This is a genomic window from Sphingobacterium sp. 18053, from assembly GCF_902706145.1.
Classification (GTDB): domain Bacteria; phylum Bacteroidota; class Bacteroidia; order Sphingobacteriales; family Sphingobacteriaceae; genus Sphingobacterium; species Sphingobacterium paramultivorum.
In genome coordinates this window covers 505,354-531,730 of the sequence record NZ_CACSJW010000002.1, presented here as the reverse complement: position 1 = coordinate 531,730, position 26,377 = coordinate 505,354, and the positions used below count along the sequence as shown (strand labels likewise).

Annotated in this window: 25 protein-coding genes; 8 read left to right on the top strand and 17 right to left on the bottom strand. The window is 41.0% G+C overall.

Annotated features, from left to right (window positions below; translation table 11 throughout):
* Positions 1-2: 2 nt before the first annotated feature.
* Entirely contained in the window at positions 3-374 is a 372-nt protein-coding gene (locus GVK91_RS06120) for a hypothetical protein (protein ID WP_153844404.1), read from the bottom strand.
* 173 nt (positions 375-547) lie between these two features.
* On the opposite strand from GVK91_RS06120, the gene GVK91_RS06115 reads away from it, so the two are divergent.
* Together GVK91_RS06115 and GVK91_RS06110 are read left to right on the top strand one after the other, a co-directional pair.
* Positions 548-2,125: a Na+/H+ antiporter gene (locus GVK91_RS06115; RefSeq protein WP_153844403.1), complete on the top strand. Its 1,578-nt coding sequence runs from the start codon at positions 548-550 to the stop codon at positions 2,123-2,125.
* A 75-nt stretch (positions 2,126-2,200) separates the two neighbouring features.
* Positions 2,201-2,839: an NAD-dependent epimerase/dehydratase family protein gene (locus GVK91_RS06110; protein ID WP_153844402.1), complete on the top strand. Its 639-nt coding sequence runs from the start codon at positions 2,201-2,203 to the stop codon at positions 2,837-2,839.
* A 19-nt stretch (positions 2,840-2,858) separates the two neighbouring features.
* Here the strand turns inward: GVK91_RS06110 and GVK91_RS06105 are convergent, their stop codons facing one another.
* The 6 genes from GVK91_RS06105 to GVK91_RS06080 form a co-directional block, all read right to left on the bottom strand.
* Positions 2,859-3,407, bottom strand: a complete 549-nt coding sequence (locus GVK91_RS06105; protein ID WP_153844401.1) for a YcxB family protein — start codon at positions 3,405-3,407, stop codon at positions 2,859-2,861.
* A gap of 25 nt (positions 3,408-3,432) precedes the next feature.
* A complete protein-coding gene (locus tag GVK91_RS06100) occupies positions 3,433-4,290 on the bottom strand; it encodes a nucleotidyl transferase AbiEii/AbiGii toxin family protein (RefSeq protein WP_153844400.1) in 858 nt (285 codons plus the stop codon).
* On the bottom strand, positions 4,287-4,925 hold the full coding sequence (locus tag GVK91_RS06095; protein WP_153844399.1) for a hypothetical protein: 639 nt from the start codon (positions 4,923-4,925) through the stop codon (positions 4,287-4,289). Before GVK91_RS06095 ends, GVK91_RS06100 begins: the two co-directional genes overlap by 4 nt.
* A 96-nt stretch (positions 4,926-5,021) precedes the next feature.
* Complete coding sequence (locus GVK91_RS06090; protein ID WP_159727480.1) at positions 5,022-5,366, bottom strand: hypothetical protein; 345 nt, start codon at positions 5,364-5,366, stop codon at positions 5,022-5,024.
* 20 nt (positions 5,367-5,386) lie between these two features.
* A complete protein-coding gene (locus GVK91_RS06085; RefSeq protein WP_159727478.1) occupies positions 5,387-6,712 on the bottom strand; it encodes a HEPN domain-containing protein in 1,326 nt (441 codons plus the stop codon).
* Between the two features lie 23 nt (positions 6,713-6,735).
* A complete protein-coding gene (locus GVK91_RS06080; RefSeq protein WP_153844397.1) occupies positions 6,736-8,007 on the bottom strand; it encodes a hypothetical protein in 1,272 nt (423 codons plus the stop codon).
* 184 nt (positions 8,008-8,191) lie between these two features.
* Between GVK91_RS06080 and GVK91_RS06075 the strand changes: the two genes are divergently transcribed.
* From GVK91_RS06075 to GVK91_RS06065, 3 genes are all read left to right on the top strand, one after another.
* Positions 8,192-8,605 (top strand): hypothetical protein, encoded by a 414-nt coding sequence (locus GVK91_RS06075; RefSeq protein WP_153844396.1) that lies wholly within the window; start codon positions 8,192-8,194, stop codon positions 8,603-8,605.
* 34 nt (positions 8,606-8,639) lie between these two features.
* Complete coding sequence (locus GVK91_RS06070; protein ID WP_153844395.1) at positions 8,640-9,020, top strand: hypothetical protein; 381 nt, start codon at positions 8,640-8,642, stop codon at positions 9,018-9,020.
* 218 nt (positions 9,021-9,238) lie between these two features.
* The gene (locus GVK91_RS06065; protein WP_153844394.1) at positions 9,239-10,459 is read left to right on the top strand and encodes a hypothetical protein; all 1,221 of its coding nucleotides are present in this window, start codon (positions 9,239-9,241) and stop codon (positions 10,457-10,459) included.
* A gap of 182 nt (positions 10,460-10,641) precedes the next feature.
* On the opposite strand, the gene lipB is transcribed toward GVK91_RS06065, so the two are convergent.
* From lipB to GVK91_RS06040, 5 genes are all read right to left on the bottom strand, one after another.
* Complete coding sequence (lipB, locus tag GVK91_RS06060) at positions 10,642-11,337, bottom strand: lipoyl(octanoyl) transferase LipB (protein ID WP_153844393.1); 696 nt, start codon at positions 11,335-11,337, stop codon at positions 10,642-10,644.
* Positions 11,338-11,397: 60 nt separating this feature from the next.
* Positions 11,398-12,588 (bottom strand): GTPase HflX, encoded by a 1,191-nt coding sequence (gene hflX / locus GVK91_RS06055; protein WP_075994499.1) that lies wholly within the window; start codon positions 12,586-12,588, stop codon positions 11,398-11,400.
* A gap of 510 nt (positions 12,589-13,098) precedes the next feature.
* The gene (recG, locus tag GVK91_RS06050) at positions 13,099-15,204 is read right to left on the bottom strand and encodes an ATP-dependent DNA helicase RecG (protein ID WP_153844392.1); all 2,106 of its coding nucleotides are present in this window, start codon (positions 15,202-15,204) and stop codon (positions 13,099-13,101) included.
* 36 nt (positions 15,205-15,240) lie between these two features.
* Positions 15,241-15,954, bottom strand: coding sequence for a hypothetical protein (locus GVK91_RS06045; protein WP_153844391.1), 714 nt, complete (start codon positions 15,952-15,954; stop codon positions 15,241-15,243).
* Positions 15,955-15,999: 45 nt separating this feature from the next.
* Positions 16,000-16,410 carry a hypothetical protein gene (locus GVK91_RS06040; protein ID WP_153844390.1) on the bottom strand — a complete coding sequence of 137 codons (411 nt, stop codon included), beginning with the start codon at positions 16,408-16,410 and terminating at the stop codon, positions 16,000-16,002.
* A 71-nt stretch (positions 16,411-16,481) separates the two neighbouring features.
* On the opposite strand from GVK91_RS06040, the gene GVK91_RS06035 reads away from it, so the two are divergent.
* Positions 16,482-16,649 carry a hypothetical protein gene (locus tag GVK91_RS06035; protein WP_159727476.1) on the top strand — a complete coding sequence of 56 codons (168 nt, stop codon included), beginning with the start codon at positions 16,482-16,484 and terminating at the stop codon, positions 16,647-16,649.
* 64 nt (positions 16,650-16,713) lie between these two features.
* Here GVK91_RS06035 and GVK91_RS06030 read toward each other — a convergent pair whose 3' ends face one another.
* The 5 genes from GVK91_RS06030 to GVK91_RS27700 all read right to left on the bottom strand — a co-directional run bounded on the left by GVK91_RS06030 (position 16,714) and on the right by GVK91_RS27700 (position 23,354).
* Positions 16,714-18,384 (bottom strand): RagB/SusD family nutrient uptake outer membrane protein, encoded by a 1,671-nt coding sequence (locus tag GVK91_RS06030; RefSeq protein WP_153844389.1) that lies wholly within the window; start codon positions 18,382-18,384, stop codon positions 16,714-16,716.
* A gap of 10 nt (positions 18,385-18,394) precedes the next feature.
* Positions 18,395-21,454 (bottom strand): SusC/RagA family TonB-linked outer membrane protein, encoded by a 3,060-nt coding sequence (locus tag GVK91_RS06025; protein WP_153844388.1) that lies wholly within the window; start codon positions 21,452-21,454, stop codon positions 18,395-18,397.
* A 433-nt stretch (positions 21,455-21,887) separates the two neighbouring features.
* Complete coding sequence (locus GVK91_RS06020; RefSeq protein WP_235032770.1) at positions 21,888-22,820, bottom strand: EamA family transporter; 933 nt, start codon at positions 22,818-22,820, stop codon at positions 21,888-21,890.
* 3 nt (positions 22,821-22,823) lie between these two features.
* Complete coding sequence (locus GVK91_RS06015) at positions 22,824-23,210, bottom strand: RidA family protein (RefSeq protein ID WP_159727474.1); 387 nt, start codon at positions 23,208-23,210, stop codon at positions 22,824-22,826.
* 12 nt (positions 23,211-23,222) lie between these two features.
* Positions 23,223-23,354, bottom strand: a complete 132-nt coding sequence (locus tag GVK91_RS27700) for a DUF6728 family protein (protein WP_310442189.1) — start codon at positions 23,352-23,354, stop codon at positions 23,223-23,225.
* Between the two features lie 147 nt (positions 23,355-23,501).
* Here GVK91_RS27700 and nagA point away from each other — a divergent pair, with 147 nt between their 5' ends.
* Complete coding sequence (gene nagA / locus GVK91_RS06010; RefSeq protein ID WP_159727472.1) at positions 23,502-24,608, top strand: N-acetylglucosamine-6-phosphate deacetylase; 1,107 nt, start codon at positions 23,502-23,504, stop codon at positions 24,606-24,608.
* 94 nt (positions 24,609-24,702) lie between these two features.
* Entirely contained in the window at positions 24,703-26,328 is a 1,626-nt protein-coding gene (locus GVK91_RS06005) for a glycoside hydrolase family 10 protein (protein WP_153844385.1), read from the top strand.
* The last annotated feature ends 49 nt before the right edge of the window (positions 26,329-26,377 follow it).

Genomic DNA, 26,377 nt, shown 5'->3' with positions numbered 1-26,377 from the left:
CCTTATGCTAATTTACTGTTTCTGTTTTGATTTAACCAGTTGTTATATCGATGGATCCCTTTTCTGAGCAATTCTTCCGAACCAAATAGGTCAATCAACTGGTGCTCGAAGAAGGATTGTACTTTTTCCGTGAATACTTTGGAGAGCGTGTCCGAAATAGGCGCTTCGTAGGTAATTTCGATCGATAACAGATTTTTTTTGCAGATTGTTACGGACGAAAAAGCTGTTAATTGATTACATTGATCGAGTGCCATAAAAGGCATGCCTATCGAGTCTGTATCCAGTTGTTTTTTGTTGAGTATTTCTTTGATAAGCGCTAAATCAGAAAGATCCACTTGTCTGATCAGATACGGTTGATTTGCAGTTGTCGCCATAAGAATAAATCTTTTTGCTAATTTAAGAAGGGTACAGGATGCTGTTTAGGTACAGACTGCTGTTAAAATAAGGGTACAGAAAAAAATAAGATGACCATGAGTTTTTTTAATTTCCATTTGAGATCTTTACACTAGGAAAAGGATATCTCTGGATCCATAAATTATGAACTCGTATGCATAGCTTGTTTCCGTTATTTATCGCGATGATCGCGATCATCGTATTGATCGAAATGTGGGCCACCAAACTACGGATAGCCTATCCCATTCTCTTGGTTCTGGCGGGGCTATTGATCAGTTTTATTCCCACTTTGCCCGTAGTGACAATTGATCCGGATGTCATCTTCCTCATTTTTCTACCACCACTACTCTGCGAGGCCTCTTGGTCTATTTCGTTTAAGGAGATGAAGAAATGGTGGCGTATTATAGGGAGTTTTGCCTTCTTGGTTGTATTCTTTACCGCACTTTCCGTTGCGGTGGTTGCCAATTATTATATACCGGGGTTTACACTAGCGCTGGGTTTTCTATTGGGGGGCATTGTGTCACCGCCGGATGCTGTCAGTACAGGGGCGATTATGAAATTTGTGAAAGTTCCCAAAGCCACTTCTGCTATCTTGGAAGGCGAAAGCCTATTAAATGATGCTTCTTCCTTGATCATTGTCCGTTTTGCCCTTATTGCCGTTGGGACAGGGCAATTTGTATGGGGACAAGCTGCGGTATCCTTTATCTGGATGCTTGTCGGTGGTGTGGGTATTGGCCTGTTATTGGGTTGGTTCTTTATACAGGCGCACAAACGCCTGCCGACAGATGCACCGTCGGATATTGCACTTACCTTGATTGAACCCTACTTTATGTATTGGATTGCGGAGCAATTCCATAGTTCAGGTGTGTTGGCTGTTGTTGCTGGAGGTCTTTTGATGTCCGGTCAGCGGTTGACATTTCTCAATAGTACGAGCCGGGTGCGGGGTCTGAGTGTTTGGGAGAGTTTTGTATTTATCTTAAATGGTATTGTATTTTTTATTATTGGATTGGATCTTCCGGAGATTGTTGACGGTCTGCGATCCAATGGAACTTCACTGCGGGAAGCTATAGGGTACGGTCTTTTGGTAACGGCAGTATTGATCCTTGCCCGTATCATCAGCTCGTATGTGGCTATGATTGCTACCCTAATTTTCCGCCCTGCTGTCGCTCCAAGGTCAAGGTCCCCTAAACAGCGTTTTCTAATGCCCCTTTTGTTGGGCTGGACCGGCATGCGCGGGGTTGTATCACTGGCAGCAGCATTGTCCATTCCTGTTGTTATGAACGGTGTGGCTGTTCCGCAGCGAAACCTGATCTTATTTATCACCTTTGTAGTGATCTTATCCACGCTCTTGATACAAGGGCTTACCTTACCCTACTTGATCAAAAGGACCAAACTATTTGAAACTTTTGAAGAAGAGCCCGAAGAGCAGGTTCGTACTCGCATGAAGCAAGGGTTAAAACATCATGTTTACCAATTTCTAAAAGATAAACATGAGAAAGAGCTGCACAATCGCGATGTTATGGACCGTATTTTGAAACATTGGGAGGAAAAGGTGAATGCGGCAGATGATTCCTGGATGAACGAAAAAACGAAAGTGATATTTATGGAGCTTTTGGATGTGCAACGGGAATATCTTCAGAAGCTAAACTGTGAGTCGACCATTGATGAGGGTATTGTTCGTTCGCAGTTATATCAACTAGACTTGGAAGAAGAGCGATTGCGACGGATTTAGCCATTTGGTTGTGTAAAACGACCGACGAGAATAATACTTGTATAACTAAATGCTCCGAAGGAGCGACGATAAAATATGAAAGTAATCATAACAGGAGCCACCGGAATGGTTGGCGAAGGTGTTTTGCTAGAATGCCTCCAAAACGAAAAGGTAACAGCTGTGCTGAGCATTTCGCGTCGTACCGCGGCTATTCAACATCCTAAATTGAAGGAACTTTTGGTGGACGACTTTACTAAACTTTCGCTATTTAGAGATGCGATTGCAGGGTATGATGCCTGCTTTTACTGTGCAGGTGTAAGTTCTGTGGGAATGAAAGAAGACAAGTACCGTTATATTACTTATGATACGACACTAGCTTTTGCAAAGTCCCTGCTGGAAATTAATCCGGAGATCAGTTTTATTTATGTGTCCGGCGGAAGCACCGATAGCACGGAGCAAGGCAAGGTGATGTGGGCTAGGGTTAAGGGTAAGACAGAGAATGATCTGGCCAAATTACCGTTCAAAAAGGAGTATAACTTTAGACCGGGGGCAATGACGACTGTTGCAGGGCAAAAGCATGCCAATCCCTTTGCTTTTGTGGCCAAAATCATCAAGTTTTTTGCCCCTTCGGCAGTACTATCCTTGCATGAGGTCGGAAGGGCAATGATACATGCTGTGGAAAGAGATGGTGTTAATAATATATTGGAGATTAAAGATATTCGCGCTTTGGCTTAAAGGGCTCGGGATTTTATGGCTATGCCCATTGCCAGTTTAGTTCCTCCCGATAGTCTATTTGAAGACGCTGACAAAGCTGCTGCAGGAAAACTTTGAATTCAGCGATATCTGATAGTTGATTTTTTGGAAAAAATAATTGGTCAGCCATTTTTAATTTTATAAAAAAAGCCGAGGACGTTTCCGTTATATATTCAAATTGGTTGAATTGATATTTAGCTTCCATTTGATCACTTTTGATTTCCAGATGATCATCTTCAAAAGTGATGGTATGGACAAGGCCGATGCGGTTTTTGAACTCTTGGCTCCTGACATATCTGGTGCCGTATTTTTTATAGTATATTCCCAGGTATTTTTGAAAAAACAGGAACGCGAGTAGGCCGACAAGGATAATTAGAATTGCCAGAAATTTTTCATAATAAAAGAAGGGAACTGCGAGGATCAGCATCAACAACAAGAAAAGTAAGCGTGCATTCTTACGGGCTTTAATGATCTGTGGAGATTTGGACATGCTAAAAAGTATGGCTTCCAATTGATCCTGTTCGGAAAGTGTTAGTTTCAGTTCTTTCATAAGATAAAAATATTAATTTTTTGGATTAGGCCCTGTCGAACTTGAGGTATTGAATTAATTTTGAAAAATACTCCTGATTCCAAATGTCGAGAGCAGTATGATCGGGAATAAACCTTACGATATCTTCTTTCACACTATTCATATTCACTGTATTTATTTTGATCTTGAGGAGATCTAGTATATCTTCTTTTGATATTGTAGATTTTTTCCAATCATTTGTGTCTTGGGCACGTAATAGGAAGTGATTAATATCCAAAGAAACACCTTTTTTTATGTACCATTCCAAATCATACCAATCTCTTCCCTTCACTCTATTTTTCCATTTTCTAAACAATAATGCGTGCATTTTACCCGCAAATAAGCTTGGCAGAGTAAAGCATTTAATATAAAAAGAGAATGGACGAAGTAGTAATTTATCTTCTGTTTCAAAACCTAATGGAGGTTTTTTGTCGACTTCTATTTTTATCTTAATGACAGGCATATTTCCCAGGCCCACCTGAGGAATGACTTCTTCTAATACTAATTCTTTCCAGACGGTGTCAGATTTCAGAAAGGCAGATTCTACGGAGGAGGTAACAGTTTTCTTTTTTTCATTTATGCTGATTGTCATTCCCAACGCTTTAAACTCATTTGTAATTGCCTCAAAATAGGGTTCAAAAGAAAAATTGGGGTCTATTGATAAAAGTGAAAAATCAAGGTCCTCGGAGTACCTATCCAATTGGTAAAAAATGCGAAGTGCTGTTCCGCCATAAAATGCAGCCTTTTCGAAAAAACCAGATCTTTGAAGTCCTGCTAATGCAACCTCTTGCATAATCTCCCGGATTGCGTCAAAGGTTTGTTGTTGATTCTGCGGATTATATTCTTTGAGCCATTCTTTTATCATAAGTTGTAGAGAGTTTTGATTAACATTTCTAAACTGTTTTTTTTCGGCGCATCAGGAATCCATGACGCTATTTCTGAAAGATTGAGTTCTTTGAGTTTTTCTTCGTCTATCCTCATATCTTCTATTAAAAAATCTATTACTTGATTTGTGCTTCGGAGAAGTATTCCAGAAGTGGTAATGATTTTGTCACATAATGCCTTTTCGGGTGAACCGATTATTATAGATTGTTTTGGGGTGAGTTGTGCCGTCTTTTGGCCAAAGGAATAATAAGGGAGGCCAACGTGAGCGAAACTAAACCTACCAATTTTTGGATTAAAAACCTTTGTCGCTTTTAGGGTAATTGAACTAATTTCATACACTTTTTCAGGAATATAGCCCCAATAAGAAAGAGCAGATTCCATAGATATATAACTGGGGCCCCATAGATGGTTTGCTATTAAAAATAACTCTGGACCTAAGATTTTACTTTTGGGGCCAGGTATATAAAATCCTCGCTTCACTGCTGTCAATATTCCCGATTTCACAAGCTCATTTATTTTGTCGTTGGGGCGCTTGTAATCCTTAAGAATGGACAAGGCTATTTGTCGCGTAATAGGTGTTTCTGCGTAATTTTCTAAAGCCTGTTTAATATCCATTTTGTTAAATATTTATATAATAATCGGAATTATTCCGATTATTTGCAAATTATTTGACATAATTGTAATTGGCTTTGTTACTTTGTAATATGCTTTCTATTCAACTTGTTCGAGCAGCTGTTGGCTGGAAATTTTCTCAAAATAGATTTCCATCTCATTGTTACATTTTTCGATAAACGTTTTGGTGAGTTCCTGTAATCTTGGGAAGGTTAGCGGATTCGCTTTGTAATTTACATTATACCTAAATTCCTGCTGTGCTTCCGTAATGTTTTTAAAGGCGTAAAGATGATCCTCATGATCTAGGCAAAATGTTGCGTAGGCATCAGGAACTATCAATTTGCAGAGTGTCATCAGAAAAGTCAGGTTGACACGTTGTGGTTTGTATTGGATGACGGAATTGATTACCCCGAGACAAGCCTGCTCCAACGCTTGCGATAGCATATAATATGTGGCCTCGATGCTTATTGACGACCTATCTTCCTCGTAGGGTAAATATAATGTGTGCGCATTATTATAGCGCGTCTTCCACTGTTGATGTACATAATCCAAATTAAGCTGTGGGCAACGATACTTTCCAGATCGATATTTGCTATTGATGGATTTTGAAACCAGATGTCACCGGCTTTTAGGAGCGAAAGAAAAAAAGGATGACCCTTTAAAAGCTGTTTGCTGAAAGCGGCTGAGTTTTCAAGGGCCAGCGTAAGCGATACATTGTTGGGGAGCAAATCCGTAATGAGCTGGGGTAGATTATTTAGCTCGGCGTTTAAAGTATCATAAGCGACAAAAATATAGTAAGTATGCGTGATACAATCATTTTTGGCTTTTTGGAGCGCATTCTGATATTTGTGATGATCAGAATCATAACCGAAACATACTATCAGCGCAGGAGTGCAATAGCGCTCTATAGCGTTTAAAATGAGGTCTCGATAATTGGCGTTACAATAGCTTTGTTTGTATATTTCATTGTTATTTTTGCAATTTTCAACTTCGTTGTTGGCAGCTGGGACTGGGTTAAGTTTTGACTTAATTTCTTCGAACAAAAGATTGGAATAATCGTAGATCCAGTTTAATGTATTGATAGCAATTTGATAGGCTGTTTCTAATACATCTTCATCGATAAAATAGTCAAAGTGATATCGATAGTCAATGTAAGCCTTGTTGATTTTCTCCAAAGCTTGTTTGTTTTCCATGTTATCTGTTAGTGTGCCGAGGCGATCGTCGAAAGCTTTGAGATAGTTTATATGGTTTTTTAGGGAATGGGACTTTTTATCCTCAACGACAAGGATATTTTCTGCTGTTCGAAATGCAAGTTCTAAAGCTTGGTGTAGCATGAATGCTGCATGTGCATAATTTTTATGCTCGAAATAGAAATTGTAGCCATCTATAAAAGATCGAATCTTGCCCTTTTCCTTATTGATATATGTCCGTGTTTTTTCGATGACTTCATCACTTTTATTATTTTGTAAGACAAGGGGGATATCTTGCATAGGATTCTGATAAATACGGTTTTCAGGTTGGCAAATAAGATAGGCCCGGCCTAAACCTTGATTCAATTTTTGTTGTATTTCATGCGTGAAGTTCACATTGATATACACATTGGGATAGGAACCAACGGTTTTGTTTATCAGACTGTTTGCATCGGAAAATCGAATTCCGGCATTTGACGTAAGATTGACCTGTAACATCTGATACTTTTTACCATCGTGGTCAAAAGTCCATTGGTAAATTTCATCGACGGCAACAGCACGAAGTATTGCTTCGATAATAGGGTTAATATCGGTGTTCATAATATGGATTGAATAAATGGGCTTTATATTTCTGTTTCTAGAAGAGCTGTTTGTTTTTGATTGAGAGATTCTATCTCTTCAGAAAAAGCTGGTAAATAGGCGAGTTCTATTATTTTGATCATAGTCTGGTAAATTCGTGTACCGTAATCTGAATAGGCGCCGGTATATCGGTTTTTGGCGAGGCCATAGTTGATCCATTCATACAAGATTTCATTCCATTCTTGTTGATCGTATGTTTTAACTGTTGCCAATAGTGCTGACAAAGGATTGTCTAGTTCTTCATTCGATACATAATAAAGTATAATCTCCTCTTTTGCATGCCTAATCAAAACTGATTGGCATTCGGGCAATATCGAAAATGAATTGTCCATACCGATTGGTAGATTAGAGGATTCCTCAGATTTATTGGATAACATCTCCAATAAGGCGTAAAGGCAAGCATAGTTAAAGAGTAGATTTGCCCCCGAAAATTTACTGTTTTCATGATCAGCAGACCAGAATTCTTTTTCGTCGATGACCGTTTGGTACCAATATCGGATATCTTCTCGCCAGCCATTTAGATCGTCTCTATCAAAAAAATCTTTTAATGCTGAGATGGAATAAGATTGGGAAGCAAGCCATTCGGGCGATATGATACGTTTTTTTGGGTGAAGTATTTCGTCTTCTGTTTCGTCCAAAGATTGCTGGGTTTGGCGCTGCTCATCTGCAATGTCTTCTTGATTTTCTTTAACATAGTCTGGAAGTATTTTATTTTCATAGATCTTTCCGAGAGAAGCCGCTAGACGCAGTAAGAATTCTTTTACAGCAACAATTTCATGACCGTTATTGCCTAAAAAGCCGTTATCTCTGTCTCCTAAACTTATCCATAAATCATCAAGAATGTCGTACCATTTTTGCAAAGACTGATAGGAAAAGAATCGACTAATGCTATCTGCTGCTGTGTCAATATTACGTGCCGATGAGTCTGTTGCTAATAGCTGACTCCAGTGGTCTGAAACAAGTTTGCTGAACTTCAACGGCTGTTCTATTGTTTTTAGTTTACATTTCCTAAAAATGACATATGCCAATTCTACCTGTTCAATTAATTTTTTGGTAAGATATCCGATAGAGGAACGCGGTGGGTTCATCTTTGCGTTTGAAGCTGCATTGATTAGCATATTTAGGTCTGCTAACCAGTCAGGTATGGATGTTTCGCTTTCAAAGAACTCTATAAGATATTTCATCGGATCATCGATGTATTCTTGGGTTAAATAGCGAAAATGTTTCGCTTTTAGTTTCTTTTGCGTATTTTTCATCAGATTATATTTTTTTAGTTGATGAAACTGCTACTTGGGCATATACCGATCTGTGCACTGATCTAAAGCCTTGTTGGTTTCATAAATTTTTTGGTTTGTAAAGTGGTTTATAATTGTCTTCGTTGACACTAAATTAAGAACTATTTTTCGGTAAAACAAATATTTTATATTAAAATTTTCGGTAATGAGTTCTGTTTTGAAGAGAATTAAGATTGTTGCGGATAGGGAGGGGATGAGTGTTTCAGCTTTTGAAGCTACAATAGGGGCCAGTAAAGGGGTTTTTACTCGTGCGCTTGCCAATGGAACTGATATACAATCTAAATGGCTAATAAATCTTGTTGAAAAATATCCGCAATATTCTTCCGAGTGGTTACTAAAAGGTGAAGGCGATATGCTAAAGCCTAATCTCGTATTAAAAGAAGAAGAGGAAACTTATTTAACTCCCGAATTGGAGGGAATTACGAACTCTGTAATCAATAGTTTGAGACAGGTTATAGCCTCACAAAATATCACGATAAAATCTCAAGAGAAGACAATTATGTCTTTGGAGAGATTATTGTCTTCATTGGAGCGGGAGATCGAATCCTTAAAGAATTAGTAAATAATCGACGATTTTTAAAAGGGACCTATAGGTGAATGTAAAGGAACGTGTGCTGCTTATTGCTGAAACCAAAGGAATCAGCAAAACTGAGTTTTTCAAAGATGTGCAACTTTCCTATGCAAACTTTAAGGGAGGGCAGAAAAATACTGCACTCAGTTCGGATGCCATGGTTGCTATACTGTCCAGGCATCCCGATATTAGTCCAGCCTGGTTATTGATGGGCGAAGGAACTATGATGCGGAAGGATGAGAGGAATGTGGTAAGTGCTCCACCTGCCGAAACAGCTCCTGCCACTGCCGAAGGCCTCGGAATTTATAGGCAGCTGGTCAATGCCTTAGAGCAAACCGTCAAGGCACAGGAAAAAACAATCCAGTCATTGGAAGGACAGGTGAGTTTATTGCAGCGCAAATAGCCACATCGTGTAGTTTAGAAACCAAATAATTTCCTCCCCAAAAAAATACCTGATTCCGGTGATTTCATTGGCCTCCTTTTTGTTTTAATTTCGTTATTGCAACGGTGCGTGTTTGACCGGCAGCCAGAAAAAGTTTCTGTTGCATTTATAGATGTCTCGTTCCCTGCGGTTGATCGCAATGGAACGACCACTAGTCATGTATTCAAAGAATTAATTTTATGTCGAAAAAAGTATTTGTTATATGCTGTCTGCTTTTAGCTTGTTTTGTGCATCAGGCACTAGCACAGCCTGCGGGTCAGCGCCCAATGTATACCTCAACATGGGGACACCTTTACCGTGAAGCAGGAAACAGTAAAGACCTCTTGGGGGTTTTCCCAACGGAGGCACCTGTCTACCTGCTAGATTCCACTAATACACAGTATAAGGTGCAGGTGAGTAATGGGGATATCGGCTATATTGACCGTCAGCCTTTGAAAAGTGCAATGTTCGGAAAAAGATCTGCCGGCGAGCCAAAGCAATATTTCTATCGTGGAACAACAGATGCCCAATGCCCACATTTCTATGTGCAGGTGTCGCAATTGCGCGTGCGTAAGGCTCCTAATACAACAAGTACCGCTGTGCGTAGGGCCGGGCTCAATGAAATGGTATGTATCGATTATGTGCCGCTCTACACAGATGGATGGGTCTACATTGGAGACCACTTTCATGAAAGTCCGGAGTATATTCAGATGAAATTTTTGGGGTCTGAACTAACGTATGACAAGGTGCTAAGAGAATATCTGGCCGTAAAAGGAAAGGACCAGGAGAAAGAGCTGGCAGCAGTTGGACGCCTGCGTGAGATCGGGTGGACCAAGTATCCCAAATTAAAACAGGCCCTTACCTATTGGAAGGAATCCTATGCTCAAGCGGGAATAGTAGATCCCAAAGTTGATATAGACTTTGAATTACTCTTGGCCAATAAATTCCAAAATGAGCTCCAGTCCGAAGTTTATGCCAAGAAACTGAAAGCGCTGAATTTCCATTTCGAATGGAAAGGAGTGTCGTTAGCTGACGGCAAGATTACGGATGCACAGATGAAGCAACTGGCTTTACAACGGGTTTCCGAAATTCCCGATATGCCCGAATGTGGCTGGGAGCCGCGGTATTACTATAAAACACCGAATATGATCGTTGCCTTCGAAGAAAACTATAAGGGGAAAGTGGTCGGTACGATGTATAAGCTGTTTTTTAGTGATGGCGAAACCATTGTCATGGGCAACGAGCGGATGGATGCCAATTACGCAGAAAAAGACTTTGTAAACCACTTTGGTGAATTGCTTTCGGCAGATTGGATTTCAACACCACATACGTACTATATTCAAAATAGCGATGCAGGATTATTTATATTCAGATTTGTTGATGGGAAACTGGCCAGCTATGAGTGCATGTATTATTGTTAATACTCCGAAATTGTGTAGGGGTCAAGTATAGACTTCCAAGCGTTTGAAAATGTCCTTCCTTTGTGATGTTAGCAAGGATTTTATTAACGAGCAGGAACAGGGATGCTCAAAAAATAAGGCCCTTTGAAGGGGAATTAAAACTCCGCTTTCAAAGGGCCTTTGGATGTTATTGAAATCTTAAATTAGACTACTTGCATTTCAAAGAGTTGTGCAATATGGCCTTTCAATTTTTCTTTCACGTCTTCCATATCGACTTCTTTGCCAAGTTCCCGCTTTAAAGACGTTACATCCTTATCGTCGATACCGCAAGGAATGATGTTGCCAAAATAGTCGAGGTCTGTGTTGACATTGAATGCAAAACCATGCATGGTCACCCAGCGTGAAGCGCGAACCCCCATCGCACAGATTTTGCGTGCCGTCGGTTTATCGGGCTCTATCCATACACCGGTAAATCCAGTATATCTCCCGGCTTCGATACCGAAATCAGCACAGGTCAGTATGATCGCTTCTTCCAGTGTACGCAGATAAAGATGTATATCGGTAAAGAAGTTGTCGAGATCCAGGATCGGGTAACCGACAATCTGTCCCGGACCGTGATAGGTAATGTCGCCGCCACGGTTGATCTTATAGAATTTGGCTTCTTTCTCTTCGAGTCCTTTTTCATCTAACAGCAAGTATTCCTCGTGCCCGCTTTTCCCTAAGGTGTAAACATGGGGATGTGCTGTAAAGATCAAGTAATTCGGGGTACTGGTTGCTGTCGCGTTGACCCTATTGTCGTGCTTAATGTCCAATACTCCCTTAAAGATGGATTCTTGTCTGTCCCAGGCTTCCTGATAATCGACAAGACCCCAATCTTGAAACTGCACCTCTTTGTTCATTTTGTATTTTTTTAAGCTGTGAATGGACATAAGGCCCATTCACAGCATTGTTTGTCAAAATTAATACAATAAATTATTGTATGGGTAACGCTCATTGTGCATCTTCACAATGATATCGTAAAGTTTTTGTTTGAACTCTTCGATATTCGTTTTATTTGTTGCTGACAGAAAGATTGCGGGATCTGAATTTTTTGCCATCCAGGAATTACGGAAATCATCCAACGTTACCTCGATCTCCTCGCCATCGTGTCCTTCTTCGACCGCCGGTTTATAAAGGTCAATTTTGTTGAACACCGTAATCACCGGTTTGTCCAGCGCTTTAAGATCCTTCAATGTTTCGTTTACCGCCTGGATATGATCTTCAAAATTCGGATGCGAGATGTCGACTACGTGGATCAGGACATCGGCTTCCCGAACTTCATCCAATGTGGATTTGAAACATTCCACCAAGTGATGCGGTAGTTTACGGATAAAACCAACGGTATCTGAAAGCAAAAAAGGAAGGTTGTCGATAACAACTTTACGTACTGTCGTATCTAATGTTGCGAAAAGTTTATTCTCGATCAATACATCAGACTTGGAGATCATATTCATGATCGTCGACTTTCCGACATTGGTATAACCTACCAAAGCTACACGGATCATCTCACCACGGTTTTTTCGTTGTGTCTCGTTTTGCTTGTCGATTGCTTTTAGGCGTTCTTTGAACAAGGAAATTTTGTCCAGAATGATCCGTCTATCGGTCTCGATCTGTGACTCCCCCGGGCCACGCATACCAATACCCCCGCGCTGACGTTCCAAGTGGGTCCACATACGGGTCAAACGTGGTAAAAGGTATTGCAGCTGTGCCAATTCCACCTGTGTCTTCGCCTGTGCGGTTTTGGCATGACGGGCAAAGATGTCCAGGATGAGATTGGAGCGGTCCAATATCTTGCGTTTCAGTTCTTTTTCAATATTACGCAACTGCGAAGGTGAAAGCTCATCGTCGAAAACAACGATGTCAATTTCCTCGGCTTCGACGTATGCTTTTATTTCTTCCAGCTTTCCACTACCGACAAATGTAGCGCGATCTGGGAAGCCCAGTTTCTGTGTAAACATGCCTTTGGTCTCACCACCGGCAGTCTGTACAAGAAATTCAAGTTCCTCCAAGTATTCTTTTGCTTTTGTCTCCGTCACACTTGGCGTGATGACACTCACCAAGACGGCTGTTTCGGGTTTTATAGCTGTATCGTGTATTTTAAATCTGGCCATTTTGTACTATTAAGTCTTTCAAGTGAAGTCGGCAGGTCATTAAGCTTTGCAATGTGCGCTATTGCCTACCTCTTGTTATACGTTCACTTTTTAATTATTTTGAATGAGCTCGCAAGCCCGGTTTTTGTTTGAAAAGGTAAATTTAAGAATTTATGCGTTTGTACACCACACAAGACTGATGCCGATTATGACATAATTCTCCATTAACCAATAAATTTCCTGTGATTTGCTTACCAGGGCAACTCAAAATATGTAAGCGTTCGGTCGCCATCTTTTGCCTAGTAAAAGAAGGGATATTTTTCTATATCATGTTCATAATGATGCAAAAGTAAATAAATTTGGTTTTATATACAAAAAAGATAAATTGTCTTCAAAAGCTAATTAACAACAATTCGTATCCTATTTATGTTGAAGAGCGGCCTTTAGATTCCAATGCGCTCTGTTTATTCACTTAAACACGTTATCGATTTATTTGCTGGCCCCGTTTTTTGTCGCGAAAATGACATGCGGTTAAGAAATCTTGTCCCAAGCAATGCCATCGGATTTTCTGGCGAGGAAGCTTCGCAGTAAATGATTCTTTTCGCTTTGTAGTGTTGGGTCTTCTTTGAAAATAGCAATGACGGTGTTACGGCATTCGGTAAGCAATGCCTGATCTGTAGCTAGGTTCGCCATCTTGAGGTCAAGTACACCCGACTGTTGGGTGCCCGATATATCGCCTGGACCACGTAGCTGTAGGTCGACTTCTGCAATCTCAAACCCGTCATTGGTACGCACCATTGTATCCAGCCTTAATCGTCCTTCTTTGCTCAGCTTATTGCCCGACATCAGGATACAGAAAGACTGTTCGGCACCACGGCCTACGCGGCCACGCAATTGGTGCAGCTGGGATAATCCAAAACGTTCGGAATTTTCAATGACCATGACCGATGCATTGGGAACATTAACTCCGACCTCTATAACGGTGGTGGCAACCATGATCTGCGTTTCATGTTTGACAAATCGTTGCATCTCAAAGTCTTTATCTTTTACGGGCATCTTGCCGTGAACAATACTGATCTTGTATTGTGGTAGCGGAAATTCGCGTTGCAAATTCTCAAGGCCTGCTTCCAGGTAAATCAGATCCAGTTTTTCGCTTTCCTTGATGAGGGGATATACCAGGTAGACCTGCCTGCCTTTGGCGATCTCCTCGCGCATGAAGCCGAACATCCTTAAACGAGAGCTTTCAAAAAAGTGAACAGTCTTGATTGGTTTACGCCCAGCAGGTAATTCGTCAATTACAGAGATGTCCAAGTCGCCGTACATGGTCATCGCTAGTGTGCGTGGAATAGGTGTGGCTGTCATGACCAACATATGCGGTGGAATGACATTCTTCCGCCAGAGTTTGGCCCGTTGTTCTACGCCAAAGCGATGCTGTTCGTCAATAACAACGAAGCCCAGGTTTTTGAACTGCACCTTATCCTCGATCAGGGCATGGGTACCAATTAAAATATCCAGGCTGCCATCTTCCAGTGCCTGGTGGATCAGACGGCGTTCCTTCGTGCTTGTGGAGCCTGTAAGTAGTTTAATATTGACGATGTCATCGCCTACGAGCTGCTTTAGTCCATGATAATGCTGTGTCGCCAGGATTTCTGTGGGAGCCATCATACAGGCCTGAAATCCATTGTCGACAGCGAGTAGCATGCTCATCAGGGCAACAACTGTTTTCCCGGAGCCAACATCACCCTGCACCAGACGGTTCATCTGCGCGCCTGTATTGGTATCGATACGGATTTCCTTCACAACGCGCTTCTGTGCGCCTGTCAACGGGAACGGAAGGCGCTCATTAAAGAATGTGTTGAATTTTTCACCGACTTTATTGAACCGCTGGCCTCTAAACTTCTGGGTATTGAGCTGTTTGTTGTTGAGCAACTTGAGCTGAATAAAGAATAGTTCTTCAAACTTGATGCGTTTGATCGCTTGGTTCAGCTCCTTTTGATCGCTTGGAAAGTGTATGGATGCGAAAGCCTGCTGCCGCGATATGAGGCGATGTTTAGTGAGAACTTCCTGGGGAAGCGATTCGCCTATAGTGCGAAATACGGTTTCCAGTGCAGTCTGCTGTAGCCGCTGTATGCCTTTGGCATCAAGGTTGAATTTTTTGAGTTTCTCCGTTGAAGAGTATACAGGCTGTAAGCTCATATTGCCGACCTGTTTTACCTGCGGGTTGTACAGGTCCATTTCGGGATGAGTAATGGATAGTTGTCCATTGAATTCACTCGGCTTGCCATAAATAATATAGGCCGAACCTACTTTCAGTGATTTTTGGAGCCATGGGATAGACTGAAACCAGACAAGTTCCATGGAGCCGGTTTCGTCCTTGAATGAACCGATAAGGCGTTTTGTCTTTTTCTCACCCACGAGCTGTAAAGAAACCAGACGGCCCAGGACCTGTGCTGCCATCATGTCTGGGTGGAGTTTCCTTATTTTATGGAATTCCGTACGATCGATATAACGGAAAGGATATTGCGTCAGTAGATCACCAATGGTAAATACCTGCAACTCTTTCTTGAGCACATCTGCCTTTTGTGGACCTACACCTTTGAGGTATTCTATGGGGGTAATTAAACTTAATTCAGCCATTCTTCTAGAATGGCTAAATTACGAAAAATTTAATTTTTACGATTTATATACTTCTACAAATGGTTTTCCATCCCTGCATTGAACTGGTCTGGCCATATTTGGACAGTCCCCTTGACAGGTTGTTTTCTCCAAACGAAGCTTGTTTTCCATGAGGCGGTTATAGAGTGCTATTTTTTCTATCATCTCGTTTGATCGGATGGTTTTGTGTACGGCAATTCCTTCCATACAACAGCCTGTGCGTAAAAAATGGCTGGTCCAATCGTTTGGATTCGAGCAGGTCACGTCTTTATAGAACTCTTTTAGCTCCTTGAGTCTTTTGGGTAGTTCTGCGTTGATTTCTTCAAGCGATAGATCGTAGGCAAAACGCAGTGCGGCTTTACCGTTATAACAGACTTTCCCCACAGGTGGATTGGGCGCTGGCATTGATAGGCGTTGTGCATCATAGTACGTTTTTCCTTCACGTTCGGCTGCTTTATTTAGCTCATCTTGGAGATGATCTAATTCGAGATTCAATTTTTCGAATTGGGTTTTCAGTGAAGAATGCACTAGGTAATATGTATAATATGGACGCTGTACAATTTCAAACTCTTCAATATTTGTGCAGGGAACAGATTCAAGCAGCTTGTTGAGTTCCTGCGCCTTTGCATTGACTTGCTCATTCCAATATTCGTACGATTTAGAACTATCTTTCGAACAGGCAAAGAAGAGTATAAGTCCAATAATCGGGACTATAAAGATTATTTTTTTCATGTTTGGTTAATTAGGGTTTTTGCTATTTTTATGTGTAGAATCTGTCTATTCGTATTTAATTGTTGCCTGCCCTTCTTTGCAGATAATACCTGTTGGTTTTTGATAAGGTGTGCAATTTATTCTGGGCGCCATCATCGGCTGGTATATTTCCATCAGTTTGTTGTTGTCATTGATCATATTCTGCAATTTTGTTTTGTCTACAGATTTGTGGTAGGGGAGGTAACTTATTCCGCACACTGTCCGTATTTCCATCATTTCCCATTCCGTAGCGTCAGTACATGATTTTGGGCTAGCAAAAGCAACGATTTTGCGGTACTTCTCATTGGAAAGCGACTCAAGTTCCTTTTCTGTTTTGTCCTTGTAGGGATTTTCCAAATGTGATTCTGATTTACAGACAACAAATAGCAGGCTGCAGGCTAAGAGGGTGGTCATACCCAAAATGGAAAGATTTTTCATAATATTCTTTTTGGTTTTTTAACTAAACGGGTAATTTTTGATCTCTGCTACAGGAGGTCTCTATTAAGTTTTTGTTAAGGGAACTTGGAGTATGTCGCAGTAGCCGTGAGAAGAGAAGAGAAGAGAAGAGAAGAGAAGAGAAGAGAAGAGAAGAGAAGAGAAGAGAAGAGAAGAGAAGAGAAGAGAAGAGAAGAGAAGAGAAGAGAAGAGAAGAGAAGAGAAGAGAAGAGAATGCATAAAAAGAGGGCTGTCCAATCATTTTGGACAGCCCCGTTTGAGAATTTATTCCGGATGATTTCTCGCTTAGAAATTACCCTTATTTACATCCCACCAAAGTCTGGTACCGCCGTTGTCAGGTCCGCCCAACAAGGAGATTGCAGATTGTACTTCAGCTGCATTTGTATTGTATTCATTTTGTGGGAACGGTAAACGACGGATCTGTATTTTAGTATCGATCAGTCCACCACTATTGTTGACAACAACTGGGAATAGACGTGGATATCCTGTACGACGAAATTCACTCCAAGCTTCTTGTCCTTCAGGGAAGATCGCCAACCATTTCTGTGTGATAATACGTTCCAATTTTTCTTCGTTGGTAGCACCCTCATTCCATTTGATGGTCAGTGTGCTTGGTGAAGCTGCGTTATTCTTCGCATTGAAGGGATCCTCGTAAGCTGCTGCCTTACTTGTATTATCATTTAGGTAAGTGCTTAAACCTGATGTTACACCCCATTGCGTAAAGGAAGTTTCCACTCCTTTTTCATAAAGTGATTGCGCTGTTCCGCCAGCATTGTTCCAACCTCTCAATGCTGCTTCGGCACGTAGGAAGTAAACTTCAGCGGCAGTCATCAATACCGGTGCTGTTGTCGCTACGAAAGTAGGCGTTGTACCTTCGGTATTCAAAGCGGATAGTTTTTGGTATTTATCCTTTTCGATACCATCAGCTCCTGCGCGGATTCCAATGTATTTACCAGCGAAAGCCGTTGTTGTTGCATCTTTAATGACGGGCGCCATGTACTTAGAGATACGAGGGTCGTTCAATCCTGTCATATAAGACGAAAGCGTCGCATTGATACGTGTGTCAGCCCAGTTTTTGGAAATAAACCAAAGCGGGTTGCTGTAGGTTCCATCTGCCGGTACAGTGATCTTGAAGTTTTCGCTATTGCTTTCCAAGACACCGCCATTTGCTGGATCCAATGCTTTTTCAGCCTGTGTTTTCGCTAATGTTGCATCGATTTTAACCAAACGCATCGCTAAACGAAGGCGCAATGAATTGGCAATTTTCAACCAATTTTTAAATCTGACCTGATTATCTGTATTCGGAAATACCAAATCGATCTGGTCAATTTTAGCAGCCATTGGACTATCTGCTTTGTATGATTTCAATGCTGTTACAGCCTCATCAAGCTCTTTGAAGAAAGCAGCATATACATCCGATTGTTTGTCGTATGGAACGGTATTCGAAGTACCTACTTTACTATATGGAATAGGACCATAGATATCTGTCACCCGACTGGCCGCTTCTACTTTGATCACTAATGCGGAGCCCCATAGTGCTGGATATGTTTCTGCAAGTCCATTGCTTTTTAGCTTCTCAATGGATTTGATAACGTTGAGATATAAGACCTGGAACGGTTCGCCATTCCATCCATTAACCATCGCATAATTCAGGTTGTTTTGTCCGCTATTGAAAGGCGTAGGTGACATGAAAAAGCCTGAAAAAACGTCTGCATTCAAGTTTTGTTGTACCTGATAGGAGTTAGGGTCTCCAGCACCGGAAAAGTTATAGATAGACATTTGTGCATTTCTGAGAAAAAGCACAAGATCCTGTCCATCACCTTTTAAATCTTCGTCGGTAAGCCCAATATTGTTTTTATTGTATTCTTCGAAATTCTTTGTACAGCTGGTCAATGTTCCTCCGAGAAGTAACAGGGCAAGCGAGAATTTAGATATATGTTTGATATTAAATTTCATTGTTGATCGTTTAGAAAGTTGCATTTAATGTAAGACCGTAATTACGCGTAGCAGGCATCATAAAGATATCCACACCGCTCAACGAATTGCCTGTTGACATGGTTACTTCCGGGTCAAAAGGCGCTTTTTTCGAAATGTAGAATAGGTTTCTTCCTACAGCATTTACACGCAGTTTTTTGAAAAAGCTATCTTTGATATTGAAGTCATAACCAAAGGTCAACTCACGAAGCCTCACGACTGTTCCGTCATAGATATATTGGCTGCTGACAGGACCTATACCCCCAGTTGATGTATACCATTTCTCAGCATCGACGACAGAAACAGGAGTTCCATTTGGTGTAACACCGTTTACAGCAACACCACCATTTGCTCGGGCTGCTCCAGTTGCCGCAGATACGCCATAACCATCCATCACCGACTGTGTAATTGACATGACATCATAATTAAACTTGCCGTCAATCAAGAAACTTAAGTTGAAATTTTTATAATTGAAACTATTGTTCCAGCCCATTTGCCAAATTGGGTTCGAATTTCCTAATTTGGTATAGGCGTTGGTTTTTTGTGGAATACCATCTTCAGAAATAATAATCCTTCCTTCACCATCACGAACAAAATCCTGCCCGTAAATATCACCAAAAGAACCGCCTACTTCAAGTTTGGAAGCAAAGTTGTTTTGATTTTCACCAGTTAGATTAAATTCAGGAACAGCATCAGCTAGTTTCTTTATTTTATTTTTATTGTAGGTGAAGTTGACGCTTGTTGTCCATTTGAAATTGTCATTTCTAATAGCATCCAATGATACCAATGCTTCAACACCTTGGTTTTGGATATCGCCTGCATTAATCGCATATTGCTTGTTTAATGAAGCTTGGCTAGCAGCGACCTTGAAGAACTGATTCGTCGTGTTTGTTTTGTAGTACGTAACATCCACATTCAAACGGTTGTTCCACATACGCCATTCTGTACCGATCTCAAAAGATTTGGTTTTTTCAGGCTTTAATGTTTTTAAGAAAGCAATGTCATTGACTGTCAATACTGCATATGGATTCACCGTGTTTGTTAATAAACTGGTATATGGAGGCAAGTCGTTGCCCACTACCGCATATGAACCACGAACCTTGGCCATATTGACAAATTCAGGCAAGTTTAACTTGTCGTTCAATACGACGCCCAATCCCGCAGAAGGGTAAAAGAAAGATTTTGTTCCTGTGAAAGCTAAAGTACTAGACCAGTCGTTTCTCGCCGTCAGATCTAAATAGATCCAGTTGTCATAAGCTAAGTTTGCTGATGCAAATACCGATTGTAATTGTCTCCGATTAGCCGACAATGTCGAAGTCACGGGAGTTGTTGTGTTCTGAATAAAGAACTGATTGGGGATTTTTAATCCATCAATACCTGTATTAAAATCTACACCTTCGGTTTTCCAGTCTGTGATACTTGTTCCGACCAATCCAGTAATCTGAAATTTATCGCTGACATTAAAGTTCATGTTGGCAACCACATCACCATATTGTTGTGTAATGGTCGTATTTGTGTAATTATAGTTACCATTTGTTTTTCCTAAAGGATTCGGTGTGCTCGCATAGACTTTGCGGTCCCAGACCTCTGAAGTACGATCGACACTTCCTCTGGCTTGAATGCTGATCCATGGGGCAACCTTATATTTTGCGCTACCATTTAAAAGCAAACGGTTTCGGGTTGATTGAGTAGGGTTTCTATTGACGATCCACCATGGATTTTGTTGTGTTGTAGGGCTATCGCTCAGGCTGAACCAGTTTTGTTCATTCAGATTGCGACTTGTATTAAAGGTTTCGAAATTTTTGTAGTCTGCGATATTTAAGCTTCGAGGTAATAGGTAGGTTCCAACCAATGGGTTGTAATAAAACCCTGAAGTAGGTGCATTATCTAATTTTTGGGTAATGTAATTGGCACTACCTTCAACAGTCAACTTATTATCAAAAAATGAAGCACTCTCCTTAAGGTTGAAATTGTGACGCATCAGGTCATTTTCTGGAAGAATACCTTTTGCAAGCGTATTTGCATAAGAGAAGTACGTTTGATTTTTTTCGTTACCTCCAGACAATGTCAATGAATTGGTAAAGTTGCTACCTGTACGGAAAAATTCACCTACATTATCATAGTTGGCGCCATTGGTTTTGTCGCCCCAGCTAAATACACTGGTGTTACTGTTTTTACCACCCGAACCTTGACCATATTGGTTTTGGAATTTAGGTGTTGATACAGCTTGTTCGATCTGTGCACTTGACGAGAAGTTAATCGTTGTGCGACCTTGTTTACCTGATTTTGTTGTTACCAAGATAACGCCGTTGGCTGCTTGGCTACCATATAATGCCGCCGCAGATGCTCCTTTTAATACCGAAATGTTTTCGATATCTTCTGGGTTGATCAATGAAATAGGGTCGCCACCATCACGTTGTCCACCGAAAACGTTGTCTGGCTGACTTGCCAATGTCTGGTTATTGATTGGAACCCCATCGACAACATAAAGTACCTGGTTGTTGCCGGAAGCCGATTTGTTACCACGCAAAATAACTTTTGCTGAACCACCTGGTCCAGAAGAGCTGGAAGCAATGTTAACACCGGCGACTTTACCGTTTAAATTATTCGCCAAGTTGGTGCTTTTAACTTTGTTTAATTCGTCACCACTGACCTGTTGCGTAGAGTATGTTAATGATTTTTGTGCACGGCTAATACCCAAAGCAGTAACGACTACACTTTCCAGTTGTTGGGTTTGTTCTTCCAAACTCACCGTTACTGTCGTTTCTCCAGGGCCCAATGTAACCGTTTTATTTTCGTAACCGACCGTACTGATGTTCAGTATGCGATTCTTATCGTCGACATTGATCTGAAATGCACCTTTAACATCCGTAGAACTTGCGTTGGAAGTGCCCAATACTTTGATTGTGGCACCTGGAATAGGAGCTTTGGTTTTAGCGTCTACAACCGTTCCCTTTACCTGGTTGGTTTGCGCGTGCAATAAAGATGCTGAAAAAAGCATTGTTGGAACAATACCTAACACCCTTAATGTAGAGTATAATTTGTTATTCATATAGTATATGTGTTATATTCAGTTTTTTATATACATATTTTCATAACGGTGAAATTTTTAATGAAATGGGCTAATTCCATTTAGCATTTTGGTTAGAAGATAAGATATTGAATAATCGGGGGGCAAAATAAGTGATTATTTGTAATAGTGTGTATGCTATTCAATACCTAGTTATAGGAAGAAAGAGCGCTGTGATTTCCCTTAATAAAGATCTAATTTACTATAGTTGAGCAAAAATCAAAAATTTTATGAAACAAAAATGATACATATAAGGTGTTTTTTACTTTTAAAGCCTTGATAATTATTTTGTTATATGTTTTGTCATTTTTTTAAGTCGAGATTGTGGTACTGTCTTTCATCATCAGAAAGATGTAATCTGGTTAATTTCAGACAGTGTACTTGATTTAAGGGCTATTTGAAAATAACGAATGATCTATTGTTTTGCAGGCGTCTTCGATGTGGAAACAGTCTCCTTGATGTTTTTGATATTAAAAAGGATAATTGCAACAAATATAATTCCGTAAGCGATATATTTTATTGGAGAAACGGGTTCTCGGAAATAGGTTGCAGCCAAAGTAAATGCGATCAGCGGATTGATATAGAGCAGAACGCCAGTCGTTGTTGATGAAATGCCAATGAGTGCATACATGCTCAGGAAAAGGGGGATAATCGTGAATAGCGATGCGATAAGAACTATGGTGCCCCAAAATAGGGGCTCTGCCGGAATTGCATGATGATTGTAGATCAGTTTGGGGATCACAAACAATGCACATATACTGAGCTGGACCACCAATTGATTGAGTTTATCGAAACTCGTGGATATCCGTTGTACGATCAGATAAAAAGCGTAGCAGGTGGCAATAGTAATAGCCCAGAGAACATCATGTAACGAACCTTTTGCAAGGAGACAAACGCTGCCAAAAGCAATAAAAAGTGCTGTTTTTTGCCAGCTCGTTAGCTTCTCCTTGAGTATGAGATAGGCTCCCGCTGCAGTGATCAAGGGGCAGGTCAGGTAGGCCAATGCGGCAGACTGAATGCTGATGTGGTTGACCGCATAAATATACGTAAACCAGTTTCCAAAGATTAAGGCCGACGCGAGTAGGGTAAGGCAGGTCTGGCGGAGCTTGCCCACACGAGGTAGAAGTTGGAACTTCCGAATATCAGCTTGCATGGTTTTTCTTCGAAACAGCAACAGGTATATCCAGAGGATCAGGAGCGCAGTTATTATTCTAAAATACAGAATATCCTCGGCCGGATAGCCGCGTATCCAGCGTACAGGGATAGACATAAATCCCCAGATAAAAGGGGCCAAAAAAGCCGCGAAAAGATATTTTCCGCGGCTTGCTGTTTCGTTGCTATTTTCCACGGATTAATCTTTCCAGGCAATGACTGAAATCTCGACATTGACGTTCTTGGGAAGAGTTTTGACCGCAACACACTCGCGTGCAGGTTGGGCGTCTTTAAAATATTCCGCATATACTTCATTGACTAATGCAAAATTGCCCATATCACTTAAGAAAATCGAAGCTTTGACAACATCTTCAAAAGTATATCCGGCATTTGTCAGGATAGCTTCTACATTTTTCAACACCTGGTGCGCTTCGTCTTTCACGCCCGATGAAATTAACTCCATTGTTTCGGGAACCAGTGGGATTTGTCCAGAGACATATAATGTATTGCCGGCTTTAATTGCCTGGTTATATGGTCCTATTGCAGCAGGAGCTTTGTCTGTATTTAAGATTTCTTTTTTTGACATGGATGACAGTGTTTAGGAGGTGAAAAATATTTTGTAAATCAGGCCCAATAAAAAGATGATAATGGCCGTTGCATTAATAATATGCATAGCTTTTATATTTCCACTAGTCGGGCGATCTGCGTTACGCTTTCTAAAAAAGTACATGGAACTAAGTTACAACAGTAAATTAGAAAGTGAAAATGAAAAGATCAAAAACTTTGAAAGGATTTCTTGTAGACTATGAAACAAAATCTTGTACAAGTGACAGGTTTTTTTTGAATTTTGGTAACTTGGTAATGAAATAGAATTTATATGAATAAGATAGCATTAATTGGTGGCAGAATATACACTGGTGAGTCGATTTTGGAACAAAAAGCATTGCTGATCAGCGAAGGTAAAATTGTAGCGATTGTCAATGATCAGGAGGTGCCTGCAGATTATACCAGTTATCCAGTCAACGGGTCTACTGTTTGTGCTGGGCTGATTGACCTTCAATTGTATGGTGACGGATCGGACTTGTATTCCGCCGAGCGTAGTGTAGCCTCTTTGGAACGTATCGCCGAGGGCTTGGTCCGTAAAGGCACGACTTCTTTTATGATGACCCTGGCGACCAATACCATCCCTGTATTTAAGGATGCCATTCGGGTGGCAGAAGGCTTCCGGCATGATGCATTTTTAGGGCTACATCTGGAAGGTCCTTTCTTGAATCCTAAAAAACGGGGTGCTCATCCTGCGGAATTAATTATCGAGCCTACGAAGGAAAAGATTGACGATCTTTTGGCAGGAAATCAGGTTGTCAAGATGATGACCATAGCGCCTGAATGTATAACGGACGATGTCTTAAAGTATTTGCAGGGCTATAATTTGCTGCTCAGTGCTGGACATAGTGATGCTACTTTTGAGGAAGGTACGCATGGTTATGATCTGGGGATTCCAACAAGCACCCACCTGTTTAATGCAATGTCGCCTTTACATCATCGCGAAGTTGGGTTGGTCGGTGCAATTTTTAATCATCCGACTGCACAAGCAAGTATTATTGTCGACGGACATCATGTAAGCTTTGAAGCGGTAAAAATTGCGAAACGTCAGATGGGTGAGCGGCTGTTTATGATTACTGATGCTGTAGCCAGTTGCGATAAAGATATTTATCGGCATGTGTTGAACGATGGATATTATGCTTTGCCTGATGGTACCATTTCAGGGGCTGCAATCTCCTTGCTCGAAGGGGTGAAAAATGCCGTGCAAAAGGTGGGGATACCACGCGATGAAGCGATCCGAATGGCAACGCTGTATCCCGCAAATCTTTTAAATAGAGGAGATATCGGAAATCTCAATCATGGAAGTATGGCGAATGTTATTGTCTTTAATGATGACTTTAAGCTGGAGCAGGTGATCTTCAAAGGAGAGTTAAAGCGCTGATCCATTTCGGAGAAGATTGACCGACTGCCGAGATTGACTAATATTATACGTATCTTTGTTAGTTATTTTTGAAAAAACACTATTCTATAGATTGATGAAACGTTCTCTATTATTTTTAGCGGCAGCACTTTTTGTTTTATCTTCTTGTTCATCCAAGAAAAATAAGAAACAGGAGCCTGCCAATACCACAACTACAAATGTCGAAATTGTAAAAAAAGACCCGCCTTCGGTACCTAAGCGCGAACGGGTAAAAAATACAATTGAAACAAAAGAACAGCCAGTTGCAGAAAAGAAGAAGGAAATCGTTGTCGATCTTCCTGTGTTACCGCGCGAGTTTCGCGCAGCTTGGGTGGCCTCTGTTGCAAATATCAATTGGCCGAGCAAAAATAACCTGAGTACAGCTGAACAGCAAGAGGAAGCGATCGGCATATTGGATTTTTTGAAAAATAATAATTTTAATGCTGTTGTTTTTCAAGTACGCCCATCAGCCGATGCATTTTATAAAAGTGATCTTGAGCCTTGGTCGTACTTTTTGACCGGTACAGAGGGGCAAGCACCTTCTCCTTATTACGATCCGCTTGATTTTTGGGTTGAGCAGGCGCATAAAAGAGGGATTGAACTTCATGTTTGGTTGAACCCTTATCGTGCCCACCATACCGCTGGCGGTGCCGTTAATTCAGCTTCCATGGCGCGCAAAATGCCCGAGTCGGTTGTCAAATTGAAACAGGGCTATTATTGGTTTGATCCATCCAAAAAATCTACACAGGATCACGCAGCGCGCGTGGTTATGGATATTGTCAAGCGTTATGATATCGATGGTGTGCATTTCGACGATTATTTCTATCCTTACGCAGAATATAATGGTGGTCAGGATTTTCCGGATTCGGATAGTTACAATGAATACAAACGTAATGGTGGGGATCTATCGCGCGGAGACTTCCGTAGAAATAGTGTAAATACCTTTATCGAACGTATTTATAAGGATATTAAGAAAGAGAAGAATTTTGTGAAATTCGGTATCAGTCCCTTTGGTATCTGGAAACCCGGTTATCCGTCAGGAATTCAGGGGTCTAGCCAGTATGATATGCTTTATGCAGATGCTAAATTATGGTTGAACAAAGGCTGGATAGACTATTTTGCTCCGCAGTTGTATTGGCCTATACAGCCAGCTAAACAGAGTTATACGGCTTTGTTAAAATGGTGGGAAAGTGAAAATACATTGGGACGCCACCTTTGGCCGGGCATCAATACGGTTGGCAGACGTGGTCCGGAATATGTTCAGGAAATTGTTAATCAAGTGGAGGCAGCACGGACACTATTGCCTGATAACCGGGAAGGTGTAATCCACTGGAGTTTGGCGGGACTGACCAAAAACCCGGCCATGACACAAGCTTTGGTGAATGGCCCTTATCAGGTGAAAGCATTGGTGCCAACAAGTCCTTGGTTGAATGCAAATCCTTTGTTGAAACCGACTTTGCTACTGACTCCTCAAGGTGGCAATATCTTTGCGAAATGGCAGCACCAGCAAATTGATCAGGTTTCAAAATGGGTACTATATCTCAACTACGGTGGGGTATGGCAATATGAGATTTTGGATCCGGGGGTTACAAGTAAGGACATTCCAACGACATTGAACAACAAAAAACTGCAGTATGTTGCGGTAAAAGCTGTTGACCGCCTGAGCAACGAAGGGCCTTATGCTGCTGAGAAGATAAAATAACGAGCTGTTGTATCGTCAACATGTAAAAAAGGGATATCTGAATTTTAGA